This is a genomic window from Streptomyces sp. NPDC030245 (assembly GCF_055572995.1).
In genome coordinates, this window is record NZ_JBVICF010000018.1 from 167,833 (window position 1) to 190,186 (window position 22,354).

21 protein-coding genes are annotated in these 22,354 nt (G+C 68.5%); 8 read left to right on the forward strand and 13 right to left on the reverse strand.

The window, feature by feature from the left end; all coding sequences use genetic code 11:
- Positions 1-164 precede the first annotated feature (164 nt).
- Entirely contained in the window at positions 165-503 is a 339-nt protein-coding gene (locus ACZ4Z4_RS36740) for an STAS domain-containing protein (protein WP_468337661.1), read from the forward strand.
- A gap of 154 nt (positions 504-657) precedes the next feature.
- On the opposite strand, the gene ACZ4Z4_RS36745 is transcribed toward ACZ4Z4_RS36740, so the two are convergent.
- The 5 genes from ACZ4Z4_RS36745 to ACZ4Z4_RS36765 all read right to left on the reverse strand — a co-directional run bounded on the left by ACZ4Z4_RS36745 (position 658) and on the right by ACZ4Z4_RS36765 (position 6,592).
- The gene (locus ACZ4Z4_RS36745) at positions 658-933 is read right to left on the reverse strand and encodes a hypothetical protein (RefSeq protein ID WP_468337663.1); all 276 of its coding nucleotides are present in this window, start codon (positions 931-933) and stop codon (positions 658-660) included.
- Between the two features lie 692 nt (positions 934-1,625).
- Positions 1,626-2,426, reverse strand: a complete 801-nt coding sequence (locus ACZ4Z4_RS36750) for a GNAT family N-acetyltransferase (RefSeq protein WP_468337666.1) — start codon at positions 2,424-2,426, stop codon at positions 1,626-1,628.
- 112 nt (positions 2,427-2,538) lie between these two features.
- Positions 2,539-4,065 (reverse strand): amino acid permease, encoded by a 1,527-nt coding sequence (locus ACZ4Z4_RS36755; protein ID WP_468337669.1) that lies wholly within the window; start codon positions 4,063-4,065, stop codon positions 2,539-2,541.
- A 91-nt stretch (positions 4,066-4,156) separates the two neighbouring features.
- The gene (locus tag ACZ4Z4_RS36760; protein WP_468337672.1) at positions 4,157-5,191 is read right to left on the reverse strand and encodes a hypothetical protein; all 1,035 of its coding nucleotides are present in this window, start codon (positions 5,189-5,191) and stop codon (positions 4,157-4,159) included.
- Positions 5,192-6,211: 1,020 nt separating this feature from the next.
- Positions 6,212-6,592: a DUF6228 family protein gene (locus ACZ4Z4_RS36765; protein ID WP_468337675.1), complete on the reverse strand. Its 381-nt coding sequence runs from the start codon at positions 6,590-6,592 to the stop codon at positions 6,212-6,214.
- Between the two features lie 177 nt (positions 6,593-6,769).
- Here ACZ4Z4_RS36765 and ACZ4Z4_RS36770 point away from each other — a divergent pair, with 177 nt between their 5' ends.
- Complete coding sequence (locus tag ACZ4Z4_RS36770) at positions 6,770-7,609, forward strand: hypothetical protein (RefSeq protein ID WP_468337678.1); 840 nt, start codon at positions 6,770-6,772, stop codon at positions 7,607-7,609.
- Here ACZ4Z4_RS36770 and ACZ4Z4_RS36775 read toward each other — a convergent pair.
- Positions 7,599-8,588, reverse strand: coding sequence for an MBL fold metallo-hydrolase (locus tag ACZ4Z4_RS36775; protein ID WP_468337681.1), 990 nt, complete (start codon positions 8,586-8,588; stop codon positions 7,599-7,601). The genes ACZ4Z4_RS36770 and ACZ4Z4_RS36775 overlap by 11 nt on opposite strands.
- A 171-nt stretch (positions 8,589-8,759) precedes the next feature.
- On the opposite strand from ACZ4Z4_RS36775, the gene ACZ4Z4_RS36780 reads away from it, so the two are divergent.
- From ACZ4Z4_RS36780 to ACZ4Z4_RS36795, 4 genes are all read left to right on the forward strand, one after another.
- Positions 8,760-8,999: a hypothetical protein gene (locus ACZ4Z4_RS36780; protein ID WP_468337684.1), complete on the forward strand. Its 240-nt coding sequence runs from the start codon at positions 8,760-8,762 to the stop codon at positions 8,997-8,999.
- An 11-nt stretch (positions 9,000-9,010) separates the two neighbouring features.
- Positions 9,011-10,441, forward strand: coding sequence for an amidase (locus tag ACZ4Z4_RS36785; RefSeq protein WP_468337687.1), 1,431 nt, complete (start codon positions 9,011-9,013; stop codon positions 10,439-10,441).
- 66 nt (positions 10,442-10,507) lie between these two features.
- On the forward strand, positions 10,508-11,059 hold the full coding sequence (locus ACZ4Z4_RS36790) for a TetR/AcrR family transcriptional regulator (protein WP_468337741.1): 552 nt from the start codon (positions 10,508-10,510) through the stop codon (positions 11,057-11,059).
- A gap of 40 nt (positions 11,060-11,099) precedes the next feature.
- Positions 11,100-11,630, forward strand: coding sequence for a GNAT family N-acetyltransferase (locus tag ACZ4Z4_RS36795; protein ID WP_468337690.1), 531 nt, complete (start codon positions 11,100-11,102; stop codon positions 11,628-11,630).
- 35 nt (positions 11,631-11,665) lie between these two features.
- On the opposite strand, the gene ACZ4Z4_RS36800 is transcribed toward ACZ4Z4_RS36795, so the two are convergent.
- The 5 genes from ACZ4Z4_RS36800 to ACZ4Z4_RS36820 form a co-directional block, all read right to left on the reverse strand.
- A complete protein-coding gene (locus ACZ4Z4_RS36800; RefSeq protein ID WP_468337694.1) occupies positions 11,666-12,850 on the reverse strand; it encodes an alanine--tRNA ligase-related protein in 1,185 nt (394 codons plus the stop codon).
- Positions 12,851-13,243: 393 nt separating this feature from the next.
- Entirely contained in the window at positions 13,244-14,095 is an 852-nt protein-coding gene (sigJ, locus tag ACZ4Z4_RS36805; protein WP_468337697.1) for an RNA polymerase sigma factor SigJ, read from the reverse strand.
- Complete coding sequence (locus ACZ4Z4_RS36810) at positions 14,092-14,670, reverse strand: carboxymuconolactone decarboxylase family protein (protein ID WP_468337699.1); 579 nt, start codon at positions 14,668-14,670, stop codon at positions 14,092-14,094. The genes sigJ and ACZ4Z4_RS36810 overlap by 4 nt, the downstream gene beginning before the upstream one ends.
- 180 nt (positions 14,671-14,850) lie before the next feature.
- Positions 14,851-15,474: an HPP family protein gene (locus tag ACZ4Z4_RS36815; protein ID WP_468337702.1), complete on the reverse strand. Its 624-nt coding sequence runs from the start codon at positions 15,472-15,474 to the stop codon at positions 14,851-14,853.
- 551 nt (positions 15,475-16,025) lie between these two features.
- Entirely contained in the window at positions 16,026-17,045 is a 1,020-nt protein-coding gene (locus ACZ4Z4_RS36820; protein ID WP_468337705.1) for a ScbA/BarX family gamma-butyrolactone biosynthesis protein, read from the reverse strand.
- Between the two features lie 595 nt (positions 17,046-17,640).
- On the opposite strand from ACZ4Z4_RS36820, the gene ACZ4Z4_RS36825 reads away from it, so the two are divergent.
- Both ACZ4Z4_RS36825 and ACZ4Z4_RS36830 read left to right on the forward strand, forming a co-directional pair.
- The gene (locus ACZ4Z4_RS36825; protein WP_468337708.1) at positions 17,641-18,450 is read left to right on the forward strand and encodes an HAD family hydrolase; all 810 of its coding nucleotides are present in this window, start codon (positions 17,641-17,643) and stop codon (positions 18,448-18,450) included.
- A gap of 471 nt (positions 18,451-18,921) precedes the next feature.
- A complete protein-coding gene (locus tag ACZ4Z4_RS36830) occupies positions 18,922-19,584 on the forward strand; it encodes a ScbR family autoregulator-binding transcription factor (protein WP_468337712.1) in 663 nt (220 codons plus the stop codon).
- A 222-nt stretch (positions 19,585-19,806) separates the two neighbouring features.
- Here the strand turns inward: ACZ4Z4_RS36830 and ACZ4Z4_RS36835 are convergent, their stop codons facing one another.
- Both ACZ4Z4_RS36835 and ACZ4Z4_RS36840 read right to left on the reverse strand, forming a co-directional pair.
- Complete coding sequence (locus tag ACZ4Z4_RS36835) at positions 19,807-20,577, reverse strand: glucose 1-dehydrogenase (protein ID WP_468337715.1); 771 nt, start codon at positions 20,575-20,577, stop codon at positions 19,807-19,809.
- 266 nt (positions 20,578-20,843) lie between these two features.
- Positions 20,844-21,548, reverse strand: coding sequence for a ScbR family autoregulator-binding transcription factor (locus tag ACZ4Z4_RS36840; protein WP_468337718.1), 705 nt, complete (start codon positions 21,546-21,548; stop codon positions 20,844-20,846).
- Between the last annotated feature and the right edge of the window lie 806 nt (positions 21,549-22,354).

Below are 22,354 nucleotides of genomic sequence, written 5' to 3' on the forward strand. Positions count from 1 at the left end.
GGGGCATGGACCTTCCCGACGAACCACGCGTGGGCGCTGCCGGCCGTCGCGCGCGACCCGAGGGTGCAGTCGAGGCAGGCGGCCGCCACCTGCCGGAGTACCGAACGCACCGCCCGGACCCGGAACTTCGCGCGGCCAGCGGGCTGAAAGGAATGCAGCCTCCCATGGACCAGGACGCAGGACCCCGCCTGGTGATCCGCCACGTACCGGCGGGCCGGTCGGTGGTTCTGGTGTGCCTGGCCGGCGAGCTGGACTTCGACAGCGCGGTGCTGCTGCGCGAAGCGGTCGTGCAGGTGGCGGCGCGCCCCGAGGGACAGCGCCGCCTGATGCTGGACCTGTCCGACCTCACCTATTGCGACAACGCCGCCGTATTCACTCTGCTGGGCATCTGCCAGGCGCTGGACGCGGTCGGCATCTCGGTCGTCATCGGAGCCGCGTCCGTCGCCCGCACCGCCATCATCCGCGCAGGTCTGGAGGACCGGCTGCCGCTGGGTCCGGTCTGACCAGCATCGCGCGCCGTCTCCCGTGGGCGGCATGAGCGAACATCCGTGCGCTCTCTGGGTGCGCCGCCGCGCTCGGATTTAAGGTCCCGGCGGCGACGCGAGGGTTGAACGCAGGCGCGCCAGCTCGTCCGTATCGGCTTGGCATCCAGGCATCTTACGAGCGGGCATGAATCCGGGCGATGGCCTTCAAAACTTCGTCGCGGTGCTTGGCCTGCTGCATCCATGCGGGCAGGCGGGCCAGCACGGTCATCCTCCGGCCGTGGTCCTGCCAGGGGATGCCTTCGCGCAGGTGCGCCTGTACGAAGCGTTTGATCAGGTCGAGGTGTTGCAGGTTGTACGCCCATACACGCCCGTGCCGGGTCTCGGTCTGCAGCCACAGAGGGACGTTGAAGTACGGGTCTGTGGCCGGCGCGTACCAGTCCCGGTGCAAGGCGACAAGTCTGCCGCTCCATTCCTTCGCCGTCCCGCAGTGCGGGCAGATGAGACGCCTGGGTGCGAAGAGGCCCTTGGCGTCAGTTCCGGCCGCATCCGGCGCTGTCCCCACATGCGCGGCCTTCGCACAGCCGGGGCAGCACACGAGGACAGGATCCAGGAAGTCGTACCTCGTGCAGCGCGGGTCCCGGAACCGATGACGTGGGGAGGTCATCATCGAACGGTACCGGCTCCAGCGCTGGAGCCGAGCGGCTCATCCGCCGCAGATCCGACGTATGCGCGACCTGGCGTCTGTACAGGCTGGGGTGCGTGGATGTGACGGGGTGTCTCGGGTGCGACCTTCTGACCGGGCGCCGGGAACTGCCCGGAGGCGTTCTGTACGAAACCGCTGCGTGGGTGGTGAGCCACGTCGTCGGTCCAAGGAACTTAGGCACCTTGGTTGTTGGCCCCAGGGAGCACATCGTGGCCGTCGCCGAGCTCGACGACACGGCTGCGGCGGAACTCGGCCCCGTCCCGGCCCCGCCGGCTTCGGGCTCTGCCGTGCGGCGCGAGAGTCGGTTCATCGGCGGCGTTGGGGTTCGCCGCCACTGTGGCGGAATGCTTGACAGCTTCCGCCGACCGGCCCGGGCCACCACGCCAACCTGGCGGCCCGGGGCCGGACCCATGGTTGTGAGGCCGGCCCCGGTCGGCTCACCCCTGCAAGTTGTAGAAGTGGATGGGTGAGTTCGGCGCGAAACCGATGCGCGGGTATACGGGGGCCCCGGCGACGGTCGCGTGCAAAGTGGCGCGGGTCAGCCCGGTGGCCCGGCCGCCCTCGTGCAGGGCCTTGCGCGTGACTGCCTCGCCATAGCCCCGGCGCTGCCACTCGGGGTCCGTGGCGACGAAGGCGACGAAGAGACGCCCTTGCGCTTCGACCGTCGCGGCGCACGCCACCGGAACATCGCCCCGCATGGCCAGGTACGCGTACACCTCGCTCTTCCAGAGCGCGGATCCGACCAGACCGTCACGGCCTTCCTCCAACGGGAAACCGTAGGCACGTGATTGGAGGTCCGCGTAGGCCCGCAGGTGCTCGTCGGTGCTGACGCGCACGAACGTCAGGTCGGGGTGGACCGGGTCGGGGACAGGCAGCAGGTCGCCCGCCATGCCCGTGCCGGGGAAGGCGTACTGCAGACCGGCTTGCTCGGCCGCCGCGGCCAGCGTGGGGCGGGCCTCGTCGGCGAGGAGGTCCTCGAAGAGCCACAGGAAGCCCGGGTGCTTCTTCGCACGCATGATGTCCGCCGCCTGGCCCAGACGCCGCGCGAGGAGATCGGCGTCCGCTCCGGAGTCGGTCAAAGTGATGCAGTTGTAGAACGAGAATCGGCAGTCCGCCCAGCGGACGGCGATGCCGGGGAGGTCGCGTACATCCGCCTCCGCATCGCGGTCGAGCACCAGTCCTCGCCAGGCAACGGCGAGCTGCTGCACCGATTCGATGGCTTCCGTGAGGCCAGTCACCGTACTCCCATAAGTTGCTGTTGCTGTTGCTGTTGCTTCGCTGAGATTGCAGTAGTTGCAGTGGTTACTGTGATTGGTGAGGTTGTCGTCGCGGGTTTTGGTGTCCTCGTCATCAGATGATGCCCTCGAACTGCTTGTCCTCGGTGGGCGAGCTGGATCGGGGCACGTGGTAGGAGTCGCGTCCGAAGCGCCGCCACAGGGCCGCGATGAGGAAGGCCACCACTACGGCGACGGGGGTGTAGTTGAAGGTGGAGGCGGTGACCGGGCTGCTCTGCGGCAGCAGGAACAGCACCGTGACCGCGGCCGCCCACACCACCGCGACCCAGCCGATCGGCCGGCTCCAGCGGCCCAGGTGCCAGGGCCCCGGCGAGAACCGGTCTCGGTGGATCAGTCGGAGCAGTACCGGGATGGCGTAGGCCGAGGTGAACCCCACGACCGAGATGGCGGTCACCGCCGAGAACGCCGTGTTGGAGTACAAGGAAGGCAGTGCGAGTACGAAGGCCACGGCGACCGCGAGCCAGACCGCGTTGGCGGGGATGGCGGTGCGGCGGCTGATCTTCTTCCAGCGTGCCGATCCGGGCAGGGCGCCGTCCCGGGCGAAGGCGTAGATCATCCGGCTTGCGCTGGCGGTCACGGTGTAGCCGCACAGGAACTGGGCCACGATGATCACCAGCAGCAGGGCCTTGGCCGCCGCCATGCCCAGCGCGTCCAGAAGGATCTGCGCCACGGGTACGCCGGTCTGGCTTTCCAGGGTCGCGGTGTAGTCCTGGACGGCGAACAGCAGCGTGGTCAGGAGGATGCCACCGGCGATCCAGGACACCGCCACCGAGCGGAAGACCCCGCGGGCCGCGGCGACGGAGGCGTGGTTGGTCTCCTCGCTCAGGTGGGCCGAGGTGTCGTAGCCGGCGAGCGCGAAGACCGGCAGCAGCATGCCGAGCAGGATCACGTATACCGGGGCGCTCCAGCCGGTGTTGTTGGTGAACTCGGAGAAGACGAAGCCGGCCGACTGGTGGTGGGAGGGTACGAGCGCCAGGGAGCCGATGATGACGACGGCCCCCGCGAGATGCCACCACGCGCTCAGGGACGTCAGGATGTTCATCAGCCGAGTGCCGAAGAGGTTCAGGACCGCGTGCAGGGCGAGGATGACCGCGTACACGGCCAGCAGGGAGCCCGGGGTCGGCGTGTAATCGAATTGCAGGTTCATCCACGCGGCGGTGAACGTCGCGATTCCGTAGTCCTGGGCGGCGATCCCGCCGAGCAGGCCCAGGAGGTTGAGCCAGCCGGTGTACCAGCTCCACCGCTCGCCGCCGAGCTGCCGGGCCATGTAGTACAGGCCACCGCTGGTGGGGTAGCGGGAGGTGATCTCCGCCAGGGAAGCGGCCAGACACAGCACCAGTGGTCCGACGGCGAGCCAGCCCCACGTGATCACCGCGGGGCCGCCCGAGTTCAGGCCGTAGCCGAACAGCAGCAAGGTCCCCGACATGATCGAGATGACGGACAGAGATGCCGAGAAATTGCCGAAAGCCCCCATTCGGCGGTGCAGTTGCTGGGTGTAGCCCAGCGACTGGAGGATGCGCGCGTCCTCCTCGTCATCGTCTACCGGGTTCGGTTGTTGGCGCGGTGTTCTTACGGAAGTCATTGGTTCTCCGCACAGGAAGGCTGCGATGGGGGGAGCAGGCGGGTGGCTGCCGGGCCGCCGGCCGGACATGGTGGGGTCAGGTCGGCGGCGGTCATGGGTGGTCTCCCGGATGCCGCAAGCGCGATCTCAGGCAGGCCTCACGGTCCTCCTCGAACGCCTTTCGCCACTGGTCCTCCGGGTACCGGACGTCGTCATGCCACGGGGCGGGAGTGGCGAAGTCGCCAATGGCGTCGAACACTTCGGTGGCCCATTGAGCGAAGCCGCCCCTCGCCAAGGCGTACGCGAGGTGGTTCAGGTCCAGCTGGGAACTGGTGGCCGGGTCGCGCTTCCGGAACCAGCCCTCGAATGCCTGCGTGACGGCCCGGGTGGTGTCCTCCCTGGTCCACAGGAGGTTCAGCATGACCGCGGCACCGTTGCCGCGTCGTTCCCGGTACTCCTGCACGCGGGCATAGAGAGGCAGCAGAAGCAGCGGCGAGTCGGCAGGTGCGAAGGAGACCGTCCAGCGGGCGAAATCCGTCGCGACGGCTTGACGGCCCGCCGGACCTGGGCGGGCCTGAAGCGCCTGGGACATGCGGTGCCACGCCTCACGGTTGAACGGATCCCGTCGGTGCACTTCCGCGAGCAGCCCCCATGGCCCGCCGGGCAGCAGATACTCGTGAGGTGGCGGAGCCACGTGATGCTCCGGGTAGCGTCCTGCCACGTCTATTTCGGCGAGGGCCAGGCGGCATATCCAGGGCACCGAGTCGTCGGGATTTCCCTCGCTCGCCCGGCGGCACGCCTCCCGGGCCCTGGTCACCAGTTTCTCCAGGTCCCCCGCCTTCCGATAGTCACGCGTCCACTGCTTCCGGTGGGCTTGCAGCACGCGTTCGGTGGCGACTCTGGCGTACATCACCCGGGCGGCAAGGCTCGAAGGTTCCTCTTTCAGCCACAGCTCCACGACATTGGCCTGCGCCGCGACGACTCCCAGCACCTGAGTGCGGGATATCCACTGCGGCCAGTTGTCCGTCCGGGCCAGTACCTGTTGCATCCGCAGCCAGTAACCCGCCTGAATGTCCTGCACTGCCGCATAAAGCTCTGCGTCTCGGCCGGCCGGGTTCACCCCGCCGGCCGCATTGGTCCTCTCCATCAACGCCCGCCCGGGCCGACCACCCACACGGCGGACCGCGGAGAACCACCAACTGGAGCCGCGGTGGGCATGGGTGGGATGGGTTTAGTGCCAGACGGCAGCTGTCTGCGGCTCGCCGGGCGGTGTGAGCACGACACCGAGCGGTGTGCACTGGCGGCCATAGGCAGAAGAACCCTCGGGGCAGTCGGGACATAGGCGGCACGGTGATACGAAGCACAGCGGTGGGGGGTGGGGGCGGGGCGACGAGCGGTGCGGAGACGTATCTGGCGCATCGCTCGGCCGACGGTTTTCGCCCGTACCCGGTGGTGAATGCTGTGCCCGACAGGTACTTAAGTGCCTGGAGAGGCGCATGACCAGTGAAACCAAGATTGTTCGGTGCTTCGGACGCGGGTTTCGGCCATGCGGCAGGAGGGCGTAGCCATCCGTGATCGAACCGGTCGACTGGAGCCCTGGATAGGCACGCCGCCGCCGGGGCCCGAACGCTCGCAACCGCGTGTTCACGGGCATGTGGGGTATCGCCCCACGGGCAGGCGTATAGGGCAAGGCCGCTGTCCTGAGCGGAAGCGGGCGGGTAAAGGGGTGGCTGTTGTGGGGGCGGACGGTTGCCCGCGAGGCGGACCAGCCGTACGGCCCGATGAGGACGCCCTGCGGCTGTGGGGCAACAGCAACGCCTTCTCAATCGCCTCACGAGCTTCTTCGTGGAAGCGGACGCCGAGTTCCGCGCCGGGGCCACCGGGGCGGTCTTCAAGGCCGGGGCTCATTCGGCCAGTTCGGTACGGTGGTCACTGACTGTGATCAGGCGTGTCGTGAGCGGAAACATACGTACGGTCGGCTACGTGGAACGTCAGCGTGCGCGGACGACCTGACGCCATGCGGTGACCGCCTCCGAACTCTTTGGGGTACAGTAGATCTTGAACTGGTCGCCACAACACGTGGTGGTCGGCGATGCGTTGGTGGTCCAAGGAAAGACGCCCCACTTCCTGTGGGGAGATGCAGGTGCAAGGCCTGCCCGGCGCTCGATCAAGGGCCTGTACGCACACTGCGCGCGTACAGGCCCTTTGTTGTCGCCGCCCAATCACCTTTCGAGGTGGGCGCTGGAGTTGTCTGCGCAGACCGGGCCGTCGGCGGGGCTTGCACCCACGACCTCTTCGTCCGAGTCCAGGTCAACCCAATCTGCCCGCCAGGCTGGAAGCCTGCGCGGAGGGCGAGGTCACGATCGTTGCTCTGCCAGCTTCGCTCGCCGCCCCACCCTCGGAAGTCCCGGGCCAACTCCTCGAGAAGGGGCACTAGGCCCGCGCTCCGGTCCCGCTTGGGTGTGCGGGAAGCGAGCTCACCGCGCTGACGCCCGCGGCCCCTGCCCGCTCGGAGTGGGTGGCGCGATTCGCCGCCACGCGGAACCAACTCGGTTCTCCCCGCATCCTGGCCAGCACCCCCATGTGACCCGATACCGGGGCGTGGGCGTGGGTGCGGAGACGGTAGGTGCGGTGCTGCAAGCCCGCTGGCAGGCGGGGGCGAAGGCGACCTTCACGAGAAGGCGGAGTATGCCGAGCGCAGCCTTCGTACTGGCACACTGATCCCATGATCAGGGCCACACGGGAACCACTGCCCGGCGGCGGGCTCGTCCTGTCCGTTCCGGACGGAGGGCAGGTCGCCCGGCCGTCCTTGCGCTTCGAGCGGGAGACCGAGCGCCGCTGGGCCCTCCTTCAGGGCGAACAGCCGCTCATCCAGGCCCGGTCCGAAGGCGACGGGTGCTGTCGCGAGCTTCACCTGCGCCGACTGGCCGGTCACCGCTCCCCGTTGCCGCCCCTGACCGCAGCCGCGATGCGGGCCAGTGTGAACTGGGCGTACCAGTACGCGCGTTGGCTGGAAGAGGGGGAGCGCAGCCCCCTCCACGAGGGACGCTGGCGGCTGAGTCCGCGTACCACCTTCGCGCCGGGCATCTGGAGCTGCGACCTCGTCCGTGACTGGCCCGACGCGACCCTCGAACAGCTCTGTGGGGGTGGCTGGCACGGCGTCCTGCCGCTGCGTCCGCTCCCGGAGCCGGACGCCGCCCGTGTGAAGGCCTACCGCAAGCACGTCAGTGAGGGCACCCTCGTTCCCGTGCTGCTGTGGTGGGTTTCCTTCCTGGACGGCTGGCTGCTCCTGGACGGCCACGACCGGGCTGCGGCGGCACTGGCGGAGGGTACGGAACCGGTCTGCGTGGAACTGGTCCGCGTACCGGACGACACCGACTGGCGTGCGGCCGCCGACCAGATCACCCAGGCCCACGAGGAACGTATGGCGCGCCTGGCCGCACTGCCCGCCGACCCGCACACCGCACGCCAACGCCAGGCCCTGGAACGCGGTTACGCCGACGCACTCTCCAGCCTCCCGTACGAAGCGGAAGCCACCAGGTGCTACCCGGGCGTCACCGCGTGAGCGTGCGCCGCGTCGGCGGCACCGGTGTCAACCGATAGGCATCCCCGTGGGACACCACGCGACCGGCAGTCGGCTCGGGGAAGTGAGTGCCCAGCACGAGGGCGTCGGTGTCCGCTAGTGAGGCGAGGAGAGCGCGACGCGATGCCTCGGACTGGTCCGGGTCGATGTCGACGCAGCTTCCGATATGGGGGTGGGGAAGTTGGACGGGATGATGAATCAAGTCCCCCGTTATTACCGCCCTGTTCGCGTGACTCGTGACCTGGATCGTGGTGTGGCCCGGGGTGTGACCAGGGGTGGGTAGAAGACTCAGACCGGGGGCGATTTCGGTGCCAGCGGCCGGGACGTCGATGAGGTCGAGCAGTCCGGCGTCCTCGATCGGGAGTATGGAGTCGCGGAACATTTGCTCTCGCGCCTCGTCCATCGCGTACCCGGACCAGGACTCCCGCTCGGTACGGGAGGTGACATAGCGGGCGTTGGGGAAGGTCGGGGCCCATGCGCCGTCCACTTCCCGGGTGTTCCAGCCGACGTGGTCGGTGTGCAGGTGGGTGAGGACGACCAGGTCGACCGAGTCCGGGGGGAATCCGGCTTCGGTGAGGCGTTGCAGGTAGTCGGTGTGAAGGTTGTGCCAGGCCGGGTTGGCCCGTGTCTTGCCGTTGCCGATGCCGGTGTCGACGAGCACCCGCAGCGTACCCACGACGAACGCGAAGCTGTGGCTGTCGAGGTGCAGGACACCCTCGTGATCGGCGAAGTCGGGGCGCAGCCAGTGCTGTTGCGCGACCACGTCGACTGTGGCGTCGGGCAGCAGCCAGGGCCCGGTCGCGGGTGGCAGAGGTGTTTCGTCGATGCGGTGGATGGTGATGTCGCCGACGGTCCAGTGGGGGAGTGTCGAGGCCGCCGCGGGTGGCTTTGTCCTGTCGGGCTGTGCCGATCGGTTCGTCTCGTCGGGGTGGGGTGTTCGGTCTGTTGGTGGCGTCCTCATGTCGGTCGTCCATTCCGGTCGAGCGGCTAAAAGCTAACTGTTTGCGTTAAGTGAGCCTAGGTCCTACTGTCGAGCTAACGCAAACGCTTAGCTTTTAGCTGCGGAGTGAGGAGTAGAGGAGTAGTGGATGCCGCACCTCCTCCTCACCCCGACGGCACGAAAGGGATCTCCATGCCCCGCCCCACCGAACAACTCACCCCGCCCGAGGCCGCCCGATGGGCGGCGCGAGCCGGCCTCCCGTTGGCAACCGACCGGCACCAGGCCGTCGCCGCCACGGCGAACCACATCCACTCCGTCGTCGCCGTCCTCCGCGAACTGGACTTCGCGGACACCCCGCCCACCCCACCCTCCCCCCTCCTTCCGTCGCCCTTGCTCATGTCCCTGTCCCTGCCTGCCCCCACCACCCCGTAAGGAGAACCACCATGCAGCCGTATGAGCTGTCCCTCGCCGCTGCCGCGAACGAGATACAGGCGCGTCGACTCTCGCCCGTGGAGCTCGTCGACTCGGTGCTGAACCGGATCGAGCAGACAGAACCTCACCTCCAGGCCTACGTCACAGTGACGGCGGAACGGGCGCGTAACGCGGCGCGCGATGCCGAACGCGAGGTCGCCGCCCATCAGTTGAAGGGGCCCCTGCACGGAATCCCCGTGGCGCTGAAGGACCTGATCGACGTCGCCGGCGTCGCGACCACGGCCAGCTCCCGGGTCCGGGCGGGCCACCGGGCGGACGCCGACAGTACGGTCGCGGCACGCCTGGCCGCGGCCGGCACCGCCCTGGTGGGCAAGACCCACACCCACGAGTTCGCCTACGGACTGACCACGCCGCAAACCAACAACGCCTGGGACCCGGAACGGGTGGCCGGCGGGTCCAGCGGCGGCTCGGCCGTCGCCGTGGCGGCAGGGGCGGCGACCTTCGCCCTGGGGACCGACACGGGCGGGTCGATCCGCGTCCCGGCCGCGCTGAACGGTGTCGTCGGCCTCAAGCCCACGTACGGCCTCGTTCCCCGGCACGGCGTGACGTCCCTGTCCTGGACGCTGGACCACGTCGGCCCCCTGACCCGTACCGTCGAGGACGCGGCCCTGGCGATGACCGTCCTCGCCGGACACGACCCGCGCGACCCCGCCAGCCTCTCCCTGCCTCCCGTGGACTACCGACCGGCCCCCGGGACGGACCTGACAGGGCTGCGGGTCGGCGTTCCCCGGAACTACTACTTCGATCACGTCGAGCCGGATGTCGACACCGCCGTACGCGCCGCCGTCACGCGACTGGAAGCACTCGGTGCGACTCTCGTCGAGGTCGAGATCCCGATGACCCGCTACGTCCAGGCCACGCAATGGGGCCTGATGGTCCCGGAAGCCACCGCCTACCACGAGCAGACTCTGCGCTCAGACCCCGGACAGTACGGCTCCGACGTCCGCATCCTCCTGGAAGCCGGCGCGCTCATGACCGCCACCGACTACCTGCGCGCCCAACGAGCCCGCACGCTCATGCGCCAGGCCTGGCTGAGCATGCTGGACGAGGTCGACGTGATCGCCGCACCGACCGTTCCCGCGACCGCGGTGCACTCGGAACAGGAGACCATCACCTGGGCCGACGGCACTGAGGAGAGCGTCTCCGACGCCTATGTACGCCTGTCCGCCCCCGCCGACATCACCGGCGTACCGGCACTGTCCGTGCCGGTCGGCCGCGACCACGCGGGCATGCCCATCGGCATGCAGCTCCTCGGCCGCCCGCTCACCGAGGCCATGCTCCTGCGGGTGGGGCATGCCTACGAGCAGACAGCCCCTGCCCACCCCTCCACCCACCTCCCCGCCCGGCCGTTTGGCCCGGTGGCTGTCGCCCCTCCCCACTAGCTCACACCTCCAGCCGGCCAAGTCACGGATTCGCTTTAAGGTGATGACGTGAGTAGTCGTAAGCCGATGGCGCGCCCGGGCGGGCGCAGCGCCCGAGTACAAGAAGCGGTGCACACCGCCGTGCGCGAGCTCGCGGCAGAGGTGGGCCGCGACGCACTGACGGTTCCGCTGATCGCCGCCCGCGCCGAAGTCACCCCCTCGACGATCTACCGCCGCTGGGGCGACCTCCAGGCACTCCTGTCGGACGTGGCGGTCGAGCGGCTGCGCCCCGAGGCGCCGCCGGAGGACCGCGGGGACCTGACCTCCGATCTCGAAGCCTGGGCGGAGCAGTTCCTCGACGAGATGTCGTCCTCCGCGGGCCGGGCCTACATCCGTGACGCGCTGCTCGGCGATCCCGACGGCAGCAACGCGGGGCAGTGCTCCGCCTATGCGGCCGAACAGATCGACGTCATCCTGGCGCGCGCGGTCGACCGCGGCGAGGCCGTCCCCGACGTCGAGACGGTCCTCGACCACGTCGTCGCGCCGGTGATGTACCGCATCCTCTTCCGGCCGACCGGCCACGACGCCGCGTACGCCCGCCGACTGGTGACCGGCGTGCTCGACACCCTTACGGGATAATCACTGGCCGCGGTCGGCGGACGATGTTCATACTGCCGCAATGGATCCGGTGACTCTAGAGACCGATCGTCTGGTGCTACGGGCTTTCACGGCCGGCGACGTGGACGCGGTGTATGACGCCTGCCAGGACGAGGACATTCAGCACTACACGCCGGTACCCGTGCCCTACCGACGCGAGCACGCCGAGAAGAGCGTCCGCGAGGAGTGGCCCGCGGGCTGGGCCACGGACAAGGACTACACCCTCGGCGCGTTCCGCAAGGGCAGCGGGGCGTTCGTCGGCGCGTACTGCCTCACCCGGCTGAGCCGGGGCGTCTTCGAACTGGGCTACTGGGCCGTCAAGGAGCAGCGTCAGCACGGCTATTCGGTCGAGGCCGCGCGAGCGCTGTGCGACTGGGGGTGGGCCACCCTCGACGTCCACCGCATCGAGTGGTGGGCCATGGTCGGCAACACCGGTTCGCGCGCCATCGCCGAGAAACTGGGCTTCACCGTCGAAGGAACCCTGAGGAACCGCTCAATCGCCAACGACGGCAACCCGCACGACTGGTGGGTGGGCGGCCTGCTGAGGCGCTGAGAGTGTGAGGAGTTCCGCGCCTCGGCTTCGAGTCCTCAGGCTTCAGGCCCTCCTCCCTCCGGACGCAGGCTCAGTACGAGGTCGCGCGGCAGGCCGTGCGTGTCGTGGAGATAGTGCAAGTCCTCCTCGTCGAGCGGCCCTTGGAAGCGGGGCCGGGCGAGGATCTGCTGCCCGCGCTCCAGAAGCCGGCGGAACCTGCGCTCCTCGTCGAGCAGGACGACGCGTACGTCGACGGGATCCACGTCCTGGTGGAAGTGGTCCAGAGTGTGCTGGATCAGATCGCCCGGCAGGTCGCCGAGCCCGCGCGTGGGATCGTCACGCCACAGCACGGTGAGCAGGCGCCGGACCAGTCGGCGCAACACGTAGCCACGACCGGTGTTGCTCGGGCGCACCCCGTCCCCGATCACCACCACGGCCGAACGCAGATGATCGCAGACGATCCGCAGCGACGGTTCGTCGAGCTGCCACAGCCCCGGCAGGAGCAGACGCCAGGGAGCGAAGACATCGCACTCGAACACCGACGACTTGCCTTGGAGCAACGAAACCAGCCGCTCCAGGCCGAGCCCCGTGTCGACATTGCGCCGGGGGAGCGGCACGAGCGAACCGTCGACGAGCCTGCGGTAGCGCATGGTGACGTGGTTCCACACCTCCACCCAACGGTCGTCCTGCGTGGGCGTCGAACGCGGCGGAGTGTCGCCGGTCCAGAGGAAAATCTCGGAATCGGGACCGCAGGGGCCGGTCGGTCCGTTGGACCACCAGTTGTCCTCCACGGTCAACTCCACCGGAATTCCGGCTTCTTCCCACACTTCCAGGGAAGCGGTGTCCGGGCCGCTGCGGTCGTCGCCGCCGAAGACCGTGGCGTGCATCGTGCGGGGATCGATACCGAGGCCCTCGGTGAGCAGCTCGTATCCCCAGCGGAGGCTCTGCGGCCCTTCGTAGTCGCCGAGCGACCAGGTGCCGAGCATCTCGAAGACGGTCAGATGCGTGGGATCGCCGACCTCTTCGAGGTCCGTGGTGCGCAGACACCGCTGGACGTTGACGAGCCGGCTGCCGAGAGGGTGCGGGCGCCCTTCCAGGTACGGGACGAGGGGGTGCATGCCCGAAGTGGTGAACAGGACGGAATCCCCGGGCGGCGGCAGCAGGGTCGACCCGGTGATCCGGCGATGGCCGCGCTCCTGGAAGTACTCGACGAACGTGTTGATCACCGAGTCGGTGTTCATGAGGTGGCTCCTTCGCGTGTACGAGCGGGGGAGGCACCGGACAACGGGTCCGCGCGGTCGTCGGATCGTGGCGAGGGAGTCGGCGAGAGAGCCAGGGGCCACGGGAACATCGGCGGGCCGTTTCCGGTCGCCGATGGAAAGAACGAAAGACGTCAGGCGGCGGCAACCGGCGAGCTGGTCGCTCGCGCGGTCGCGGTGTCGCCTGGGCCGTTGACGTTCATGCAGCCGACGATAACGCGCCGGGCCCGCCGGGTCACATGATTTTGCGCGAGGCGCTGGACACACGGCTGCGGTGGGGGACGGGGGCAGGGGCAGGGGGGTGGGGGGGGGAGCGGCAGCTGCCTGCTCCCCCCGGCCGTGCCCAGCACCGGTGGACAAGCCGGGGGGCTCGGCCTACCTGGCGAGCTCCGCCGGCTGGTCCAGGCGCGTCAGCTTCAGTGGATTCGCCACTGCGTAGATCCGGGCGATCCGCCCGTTCTCCACCACGAAGCTCACCGCGGCCACCCGGCCGTCGACCTCGGTACGGCCCGCGGGCGCACCGTTGAGCGTCAGGGGCGACACCACCCGGTCAGGGCGCGCGAGCGCGTTCGCGACCAGTTCGGCTCCGCGGACCGGCACGCGAGCTGCCGTCGCGAGCCCACCGTCATCCGCGACCAGAACCACATCCGGAGCCATGACCTCCATCAGCTCCTTGACCTGCCCGGTGCGCAGCGCGGCCAGGAACCTCTCCACCACGGCCTGCTGCTCGGACCGGCTCACCTCCATCCGCGGCCGGCGGGCCGCCACATGCTCGCGGGCCCGCCGAGCCGTCTGCCGTACGGCGGCCGCAGACTTGCCGACGGCCACGGCGATCTCCCCGTACGGCATGTCGAAGACCTCACGGAGCACGAAGACCGCCCGCTCCGTCGGCCCGAGCGTTTCGAGCACGGTGAGCATCGCGATGGAGACGCTCTCCGCGAGCTCGACGTCCTCGGCGACATCCGGACTGGTCAGCAACGGCTCCGGCAGCCACTCACCCACGTAGTCCTCGCGGCGGCGAGACAGCGTACGCATACGGTTGAGCGCCTGCCGTGTGACGATCCTGACGAGGTACGCCCGCGGGTCACTGACCCGCTCCTGATCGACGTCGGCCCAGCGCAGCCAGGATTCCTGTAGTACGTCCTCCGCGTCGGCCGCGGAGCCGAGCATCTCGTAGGCGACCGTGAACAGCAGGCTGCGGTGGGCGACGAACGGGTCCCCGCTCATACCGTCGACGCGGCGCCGGACCGCCCAGGGCGCGCGGCCAGCGGGATCTCGCACGCGTCGGAGAAGCCCTGCGACGTTATCCCGTGTGCCGTGTTGTTCCTGGTCGACATGTTGCTGAAGGCGATGAACGCGGTGAGTTCGACCATCGCCGCCGTGCCGAGCCGGTCGAGCAGGCTCGCGTGCAGTTCGTCGGTGACAGCCGTCGGTGTGACCGTCATGGCCTCGGCGTACTCCAGGACGCCCCGCTCCAGTGGCGTGAACGTGTCCGATTCCCGCCAGCGCGGCACCTGACTCGCCTTGGTCATGTCCAGATTCTCGTTCAGCGCCCGGAAGTAGTTGACGTCGAGGCACCAGCCGCAGCCGACCTGCGCCGCGACGGCCATGTGCACGAACGTCTTCAGGCCCTCGTCGACCGCGTCCCAAGCACCGACCCTGCCGGCGAAGTCCAAGGTGTCCGCGGCCACCGCCGGACTGTGCCACACCACCTCGACGGGCTCGGGCACGGCACCGAGCTGCTTGATCAGATTGCTCTTGAGCTCGGCGGGAAGGTCGGCCTTCGTCATGCGTAGCGCCATGATGGTCTCCGTCTCCTCATGTGTCTGCCCGGCCGCTTGGCCACTCGGTTACCGCTGTCGCGTACCGCTGTCTGGCGGGTGGCGGGCTGGCGGGCTGTGTGTCTGGCTTCGCCATGGAGACACCACTCGGCCCGCGTGTGTGACACATCCGCGGCCTGACCGTTCGGCCGATGGCCCGGCTCACCACCAGTAGGCGGGGTAGCGCGGCGCGCTGGGGCGGGCGCGCGAGGCGGCCCAGCCCACGAGAACCAGGAGAGCGGCGGAACCCGCGAGCAGAGGCACGAAGGTCGCGGGCCGCGGTGTGTTGAGGACGATGACGACGGCGGTCGCGCACGCGGGGGAGTGCGGCGTACGAGCCACTGTCATCACGGCCAAGCCGATCCCGGCAGCCATGGCCGCCGCCCACGGGGAGCTGCCCGAGGCGGCGACGACCGCATACCCGACGGCGACACACAGCAGATGGCCGACGATCACGCTGCGTGGCTGGGCCAGCGGCAACGTCGGCGCACCGTGGATGATCGCGGCGGACGCGGCGAGCGGGGGTATGAGCACGGGCTCGTGGATGAGCGAGCCTATGGCCACCAGGGCCAGGAGGACGGCGGTGGCGACGCTGACATTGTGCAGCGCGGTACCCGGCGGCGGCGGGGCGGGCGCGCGCCCGGCGAGGCGGGCGCGGATGCGGGACCGGGTGGTCGAGGACGGTGCGGGGCACGAGGCGGGGGGCGGGGACGGCGCGGGGGACGGGGATGGCGCGGGGGATGGGGATGGGGACGGCTTTACGTCGCTGACTGCTTCGGTGCTCAAGACAGTGGTGATCCGGGGGCAGGGCCGGCGGGAGACCCGGACGGCGGGGCAGGCGGGCAGGAGTCGGCCCGGCTTCCCTCGGGGTCGGCAGGGACGTGGGCACCGGCGGCGGTCCGGGGTCGGGATATCCGCGTACTCGCCCCGGATTCTATGGGGCGGTGACTTGTCGCCGCAGGTCAGGGTCGTCGGGGCCGGGCAGGGCCGACCCCGGTCAGTGGCACGGCGCGCCCTGGCCGTCCCTCCGCGCGGAGGGGTCCGCTCAGTCGCCCACTCGCTGACGGGAGGTCAGTCGACGGGCAGCAGGCACGGCCGTTTCGGCGTCTGTGTGCGTGCAGGTGGGCGTCCCTGGTGGGGCCTGAGCTGTGCTCAGGATGGGGGCAGGGAGGTGGGCGACCGAGCGGGAACGTGGGCGGGCTCAGCACGGGTCGGCGATCACGGCGTAACCGCTGGCGTGGCTGCCGACATGGCCGTCGGCGTCGCAGGGGCTGTCGCTGTGCCGTGCTGCGTTGAGGGGCCCACGAACGGGTGGGAGGAAGTCTCGCTGCTGCTGGTTACGCAGGCGTGTGGGTGGTGGTGTGAGTGAGGGTCGTGGTGTGGGTGAGGTGGTCGTTCTGGTGACTGGTGACAGTCTGCGTGGTGGTGCGACCGGTGGGGGTGGTCGTGGTGGTGGGAGGAGTGATGGTGATGTGGCAAGGGGCGTTGAGTTCGACGTAGTTGTGCCACTCGGTGTGGCTGTGCGTGAGATGAGTAGTCGGGGGGTGAGGGTGGGTGGCTTGGCGCGCCGCCTCGATGAGAACCATGCCGGGAATGTGGTCACCGTCGTGGTCGAACAGGATGGGGTGCGTGGGGTCGGGGTTGAGGCGGAACCGGTGGGGCTCGTGGGTGGGGGCGAGCACGAGGTCACGGGTGTGGACGCGGCCGTAAGTGGTGGGGTCCTGGTCGATGGGGGTGTGCTCCAGGGCTTCGAGGGTGTGGTCAGTGGGATTGGCGGAGTGGGAGTTGGCGGGGTTGGCGGTGCGCAGCCGCTGGTAGGCGGCCGGGGATATGCAGGTGAAGTGGCCGTAGCAGGTGGCGATGGTGTGGTCGTGCTGGTTGGTGATGGTGAGACTGATCGTGAAGTTGGGACTGCGGCGAACGCGGGTGAGAGTCGTGTTGAGGGTGAGGTTGGTGGGAGTGGTGCCGATGGCCAGGTGTTCTGGATGGGTGGTGACGGTCATGTCCTGCATGACGAAGTTGTGGCCCAGCGGTATGCCGAACTCGGCGTGGGCCAAGTAGATGCCGGTCTGGCGGAACGTCTCGCAGGCCAGCAGATGATCGTGGTGGCGCCCGTCCGACGTGGTGAAGAAGGTGTGGGCGCGGGGCCACTGGCCGGTGAGCACGAAGGTGCTCTCACCGGTTTTCTCGCAGTCGGTGAGGAACACTTCGGCGAGGGCGGCACGGTGGACGTATTCCGCCGGAACGGTCGTGGTGAGCCGCGGCAGTTGAGCCGGCGAACCGTCGTTGCGGGCGGTGTGGGCGTTGCGGTTGCCCTGGGCGTCTTTCGACTCGGGCATGACGAGACTGCTGCTCATGAACCTCTCCCCCGGAGGTGAATGAAAGTGACGCCATAACATACATACCCACCGGTTTCCTTTTCAAGGGTCGGTGGTGATTACACGAGCCGAACGCAGGGTAAATGGGTGTCCTGGGGATTCGAGTTTCTGTGACGCTGCGTAGCGTCGGGGAGTTGCGTTCCTGGTGGGAGGGGGGTTGCGGTTTTCTGTAAAAGAGGAATTATTCCGTCCGTTTAACCATGGAAAACCGGCAGTCCGGTTCTCTTGTTATGCTTTCGCGTCGATCAGCACGCCCGTCTGCCCTTCCGTCCGCCGTCTGTCGTCCGCTGCCTGTCTGCCCGTCATCCGCCCGCTCATCGCAGCCTGTTGCTCCGTCTACGTCTGCCTTCCCGCTGCTGTTCGTGCCTGTTCGCGTCCGCGCCGCCCGTCCGTATAGTCCTTGCTCGGATCGTCCGCCGGTTCGCCGGCTTCCGGAGATTGCAGGACTGTTCAGCTCTGGTTCGCTTGATTCCGTCCGGTCTGTTCCGGGCTGTTCCGGTCTGCTCCACTCCACTCCGGTGGGGCTTGTTGGTGTTCGTCGTGCATCGTCAGATTGTGATTGTGGGGGGTTGGCGTGATGGATCATGAGGGTTCGTCCGAGGTCGGTTCGGTCGAGTCGGATCTGCTCGGGGGTGGTGTGATCGGCCCGGATTCGCGTGTTCACGAGGAAGGACGTCAGCAGGGATTGGCGCACCTGAGCCTGGTGGCGGTGAATATTGACGGGGTGTTGCTGAACGACAGTTTCGGCCCGGTGATCCGCCGCTTGGTGGAGTCCCGGGGCGGCCAGTACGGAGCGGGGTTGGAGCAGGCGCTGCTGTCGCAGTCGCAGCTCGTGGCGGCGCAGGCGGCCGCCGACGTATTGGGAGGCACTGCCGAGGACTTGCTGGCCGCGTATTTCGAGGAACGGGAGCGCTATCTGCTGGAGCACCCGGTGCGAGTGCTGGAGGGTGCGCATCGCCTGATGGAAAGGCTGCGGTCGTTCGGCGTGCGTACGGTCTGTTATGGCGGATTGGAACGCGCACACTTCGACCGTTATCTGGGTGATTTGGCGGAGTATTTCGACGATCCGGTGTATGTGTGCACCAATGATTTCCGGCCGGGAATCCGGGAGATCACCGAGGATGTGTTCGGGCTCCGTTTCGACCAGGTGCTCTTCATCGACGACGTGGCACGGGTCGCGCAGACGGCACGCGAGCTCGGCGTGGCGTTCATCGGGCACCCCAGTGACTACGACCACGGGTACCAGCGGCCGTTGATGGAGCAGGTCGGCGTGCGCCATCTGGTCCGATCGCTGGACGAGATCGACGAGGAACTGCTGCGCAAGGTGGACGCGGAGGCGGCGGCCGGACATATCTGGCCGGACGAGCCTGCGCGGCAGAGCTGACGAGCGTACGCAGGAGGCCTGTGGAGCGTACGCGGCAAGCTTCATGCGCGTACGCAACAGGCCGCGGCGCAAGCTGCCTTGAGCGGACGGGTGTGCAGCTGGCGGCGGGTGTGTGGCGGGTGGCGGGTGCACGGCCGCCGCCTCGCCGCACCGAGCAGAAGCGGGAGTGCGCCGCGGTGATTCGCCCGCCCTGCCGGACGGCAAGCCCTCATGGATATGGCTGGTTTGCTGGTGCGATACCGGCCATCGAGCACGCCCCGCACGGCGCGAGTTGCCCTTCCGAAGGGGGCGCGTTGGAGGGCGCGTTGGTGTGGTGAGTGTCGATTTGTCTGGCGAGTGAAGCCAGGGAGGCCGGTGGGGAAAGATCCCCGGTCGAGTCCGCAGGTGGGGTTGTGGGTAAGGTACCTCCACGACGGTTTCTTTTCGGGTCCGCTGCATACCCGATACGGGCACGAGTGCAGGGGAGGTCACGTGGCGCAGCAGGAGCGTGCTGTCAGAACCCGCCGCGCAGTACTGGAGGCGGCAGCGACGGTCTTTGCCGAGCATGGATACTCGGCGGCCACGGTGTCGGACATCCTCCAGGAGGCCGGGGTCACCAAGGGCGCGTTGTACTTCCACTTCGACTCCAAGGAAGCCTTGGCGCGCGGGGTGTTGCAGGCGCAGGTCGCCTATGCGGGACCGCCGCAGGACCTCAAGGTCCAGGAGTGGGTGGACGCGGGGCTGTTGCTCGCGCACAGGCTGCCACGTGATCCGGTGGTACGGGCGGGTGCGGTGCTCTCTTCCGACCCGCAGGGCCGGGAGCACTACGGCAGTGCCTGGCCGGCCTGGATCGAGTTGTCCGCGCAGACGCTCGCCGAGGCGAAGGACCGCGGAGAGATCCTTTCCCACGTGGTGCCCCGGCAGACCGCGGAGCTCATCGTCAGCTCTTTTCACGGGGTGCAGCTCTTCTCCCAGCTCGAAAGCGGGCTGGCGGACGTCGAGAGGCGCATCTCGGTGCTCTACGACCACGTGATACCGGCGATCACGGTGCCCGCGGTCCTGGCCCGCCTCGACCTCGCCCCGGACCGGGGGGCACGCCTGTACGCACAGGCGGTGTCCGTTCCCCAGCCCATCCTGGTCCCTTCGACTAATTGAACTGCGGCCGGTGAGCCCGTACTTGGTTGAGCTGGCTTTGGCTGAGCAGAGCTCAGCTGGACTGCTGAGCCAGGTTGTCCTGGTCTGCTGAGCCTGAGCTTGCTTCGCCTCGGTGTTGCTCAGGCTGGCCTTAGGCAGCGTTCTCTGCGGCGCGGGCTCGCTTGAGTGCCCGAGTGCCCGAGCGCCTGGTTGGGCCCCGGCTGGGGCCCGTGCGGCGAAGCGCTACCAGGCGGTGGCGCCACCGTCGACAGGCAGGGTGGCGCCGGTGACGAAGGAGGCGCGGTCGCTGCACAGCCAGGCGGCGGCCTCCGCGATCTCCTCGGGTTCGGCCATGCGGTTCTGCGGGGAGGAGGCTTTGCTCTTGGCTTCCTGTCCCGGGAAGCGGGCGAACCAGTCCTCGACCATTTCGGAGCGGGCGAGGCCCGGAGCGATGGCGTTGACGCGGATGTTGCTGGGTGCGTACTCGACCGCGGCGACCTTGGTCAGTCCGACCACGGCGTGCTTGGAAGCGATGTAAGGGGCCGCTACCGAGGTCGCGACCAGGCCGGCCACGCTGCTCGTGTTCACGATCGCTCCGCCGCCGCTCTCCAGCATCGCCCCGATCTCGGGACGCAGGCAGTTCCACACCCCGCGGACGTTGGTGTCCATGATGAGGTCGTAGGCCGCGTCGTCCATCAGGTGCAGCGGACTCTTCTCCATGGCTGCTCCCGCGTTGTTGAACGCGACGTCCAGCTGCCCGTAGGTCTCCACCGCGAAGTCGACGGCACGCCGCATGTCGGCGGCGACCTGCACGTCCGCGACACAGTAGGAGGCCTGTGCCTCCTCGGCGTGCAACTCCTTGACCAGAGACTGGAGTCGGTCCTCCCGCCGGGATATGAGCACCACCTGCGCGCCCTCCCGTGCGAACACCCGGGCCGCTGCGGCACCGATCCCACTGCTCGCCCCGGTGATAAGGGCAACCTTCCCCGCGAGCGAACCCTGACCGTGCGTCATCTGACACCTTCTCCTTGCCCCCGTGCGGCACATGCCGCTGCAACGCCGTTCCCGCCGAGGCGTGACGACCTGTCGGTAGCCTAGCGTGCCTGTTCGATAACAGAGGTCGCATTGCTGGATCTTGACTACTTGCTGATGCTGCTGATGGGTCGGTGGTGCGGGTGGAGGGGGGAGGGTGCAGGCGAACCCGGCAGATGTCTCGTCTCCGCTCTGGTCCCGCAGTGTCGATATTTCGTGTGTCCGAGGCTCCGTTCTGCAGCCGTCGCCTAGTAGGCGCTCCTGGTGGTGTTAATGCTGTCGGCGGTGTCGGCGGTGTTGGCGGTGTTGGCGGTGTTGGCGGTGTTGGCGGTGTTGGCAGGTGTGGGGCTACCGCTGGGGTGGAGGGTGGGGAGCGTATGGGGGTGGGTGATGGTGGGGAGCAGAAGTTGCCAGAAGTGAGTGAGGGGGGCGGGGGTGAGCATGTGGGGGTTGGTGCGGGTGAGTACTTCGAGGCCGGTCGTGGTGGCGGTGATGGTGGTGGTGAGCGCTTCGGGAGTGGTCTGAGGGGACAGGGTGTGTTCTCGGGCGGCCTGGGTGGTGAGCTGGTGGATGTAGGTGTGCCATTGGTGGCGTAGGTCGTGGGCGCGAGGGCCCTGGTCGTGGGTGAGGCGGAACGCGGCGCGGACGGTGATGTCGTGCTGGAGGAGATGGATCATGCGGTGGGTGAGGTCCATGAGGTGTTGCAGGGCGCTCACCCTGGTAGGGGGTGTGGGGTGAGCGGTGTGGTGGAGGGTGCGGGCGGCGGTGCGCTCGATGGCGTCGGCGAGGGCTGCCTTGTTGGGGAAGTGAAAGTGCAGGGCACCACGGCTGACGCCGGCTCGGGTGCTGATCTCCTCCAAGCTGGTGCGGATGTAGCCGTGTTGGTCGAAGAGACTGGCTGCGGAGAGGATGAGGGCGTTGCGGGTACGGGTGGCCCGTTCCTGCTTGCTCACTGGTGACTCCCGTCAAGAATGATTTCCCGTCGGCGTATAAAACCAACTTGGCGGTTTGATCTCCAGGGGTGGGGTGTGCCGGGTTGCGGGAGCGGCTGGGTGTGGCGCGTTCCGCTTGTGGGTTGTGGGGGCTGGGCGGGTGGTTACCTCGACGGCTTCTTGGGTGCGGGTGCGGGGTGGGTGCCGGAGGGTTGGCTGGAAGGTGGGGGCGGGTGGCGGATCCCGTTCTGGGGTCGTTGGCTGGGGTGGCGGTGGGTTGCTTGCCGTGGGTGGCGGGGGGTGATGGTGGCGTAAAAAACCAAACGGGCGGTTTAGTGGTTCTTGAGTCGGTCGCCCGGGTCGGTCCGGTTCCGTTTGGGGTGGGTCCCCATGCCTTGGTGGTGTCCGCACGACCTTGTTGGCGCCGAGTGCTGCCTCAGGGTGCCGGGAGCATGTCCGGGGTGGGGGCTGGTTGGGCCGGCGTCTCCGCCTCTTGGTGTATGGGGCCTGTTGGCGTACCGGGCTAGTGAATGATTTTGTGGCGCCCGGTATGGCCGGTGCGGCCGACGGTGACTTCGGCAGCTTCAGCGTTTGCGGCTGCGGGACTTGGGCCGTGAGAACCGCTGCACGGGCCGGCGCTTGCGTTGCCCGGTGCGTGCCAGGAGCGCGGTGGGTGCAGGCGCTCGATCGTCGGTGCCGCCGGGCCCCTGGCGGTGTGTTGGGCTGCGGTTTCTTGAGGGTGGGTTGGGGGTGGGTGGGTGGGGGCTTGAGGTGGGGTGTGGTGGGGGTGGAAACCAGCTGCGCGGTTTTGTATTGACAGGGGTGGG

What these genes read in the sequence shown, in the direction of transcription:
- ACZ4Z4_RS36800 (WP_468337694.1), bottom strand. Translation starts at nt 12,850, where the DNA reads ATGAACACCGACTCGGTGATCAACACGTTCGTCGAGTACTTCCAGGAG.
- ACZ4Z4_RS36790 (WP_468337741.1), top strand. Translation starts at nt 10,508, where the DNA reads ATGGCGCGCCCGGGCGGGCGCAGCGCCCGAGTACAAGAAGCGGTGCAC.
- sigJ (WP_468337697.1), bottom strand. Translation starts at nt 14,095, where the DNA reads ATGAGCGGGGACCCGTTCGTCGCCCACCGCAGCCTGCTGTTCACGGTC.
- ACZ4Z4_RS36775 (WP_468337681.1), bottom strand. Translation starts at nt 8,588, where the DNA reads ATGAGGACGCCACCAACAGACCGAACACCCCACCCCGACGAGACGAAC.
- ACZ4Z4_RS36770 (WP_468337678.1), top strand. Translation starts at nt 6,770, where the DNA reads ATGATCAGGGCCACACGGGAACCACTGCCCGGCGGCGGGCTCGTCCTG.
- ACZ4Z4_RS36760 (WP_468337672.1), bottom strand. Translation starts at nt 5,191, where the DNA reads ATGGAGAGGACCAATGCGGCCGGCGGGGTGAACCCGGCCGGCCGAGAC.
- ACZ4Z4_RS36755 (WP_468337669.1), bottom strand. Translation starts at nt 4,065, where the DNA reads ATGACTTCCGTAAGAACACCGCGCCAACAACCGAACCCGGTAGACGAT.
- ACZ4Z4_RS36810 (WP_468337699.1), bottom strand. Translation starts at nt 14,670, where the DNA reads ATGGCGCTACGCATGACGAAGGCCGACCTTCCCGCCGAGCTCAAGAGC.
- ACZ4Z4_RS36740 (WP_468337661.1), top strand. Translation starts at nt 165, where the DNA reads ATGGACCAGGACGCAGGACCCCGCCTGGTGATCCGCCACGTACCGGCG.
- ACZ4Z4_RS36785 (WP_468337687.1), top strand. Translation starts at nt 9,011, where the DNA reads ATGCAGCCGTATGAGCTGTCCCTCGCCGCTGCCGCGAACGAGATACAG.
- ACZ4Z4_RS36780 (WP_468337684.1), top strand. Translation starts at nt 8,760, where the DNA reads ATGCCCCGCCCCACCGAACAACTCACCCCGCCCGAGGCCGCCCGATGG.
- ACZ4Z4_RS36820 (WP_468337705.1), bottom strand. Translation starts at nt 17,045, where the DNA reads ATGAGCAGCAGTCTCGTCATGCCCGAGTCGAAAGACGCCCAGGGCAAC.
- ACZ4Z4_RS36835 (WP_468337715.1), bottom strand. Translation starts at nt 20,577, where the DNA reads ATGACGCACGGTCAGGGTTCGCTCGCGGGGAAGGTTGCCCTTATCACC.
- ACZ4Z4_RS36795 (WP_468337690.1), top strand. Translation starts at nt 11,100, where the DNA reads ATGGATCCGGTGACTCTAGAGACCGATCGTCTGGTGCTACGGGCTTTC.